The sequence below is a fragment of the Nocardioides sp. CPCC 206348 genome (assembly GCF_048654705.1).
GTDB lineage: Bacteria > Actinomycetota > Actinomycetes > Propionibacteriales > Nocardioidaceae > Nocardioides.
Genome location: NZ_JBMCZA010000108.1, coordinates 153 through 785 on the forward strand (window position 1 = coordinate 153; position 633 = coordinate 785).

General features: G+C 67.0%; 1 protein-coding gene. It reads left to right on the top strand.

Annotation, left to right across the window (positions count from 1 at the left end; translation table 11 throughout):
* Positions 1-633 (top strand): hypothetical protein (locus ACOADB_RS06075; protein WP_378597058.1); only part of this gene is annotated, 633 nt, incomplete at both ends.

A 633-nucleotide genomic window follows, 5' to 3' on the forward strand; every position in this document is an offset into this window, starting at 1 on the left:
GCCGATCGAGATCCCCGAGGACGCGGTCCCCGCGGGCAAGGCCGCCGACACCGGCGCCCGCCTCGTGGCGAAGGTGGTGGCCCTTGCAGACATCAACACCAAGAAGGTGGTCATCTGCAAGTACTCCGCGACGCCGGAGATCGGCGAGAAGGCCCAGACGGTCATCATCCGTGACACGCCGAACGACTTCCCCGACCCCGTCTCCTTCCCCTTCTTCTTCAACGACGCACAGATCGCCTCGATCGCGATCCGGCACCCGCTGGACGGCGAGAACTCCAACGAGCTCGACATCGATGCCGAGTGCCCGCCGTACGTTCCGCCGGGCCTGGTGGTTGCGCCTGACCTGACGGTCAACGACCCGTGTGGTCCGGGCAACGCCGCCTACAACCCGGTGCCGGCCGGCAACTACTCCGTCACGATCAACCCGGACGGCAGCATCCTGCTGACCGCCAACGAGGGCTACGTCTTCGAGGGCGACCTGCCCACCCACAGCTACCCGGCGCCCGTGGACTCGAACGCGCCGTGTCCTGCGACGGCTCCTGCCGAGCCGGACGTCATCGATGACTGTGGTCCGAACAACGCGTACTACACCAACGTGCCGGAGAGCACCGAGGAGTACACGGTGGTGGCCGA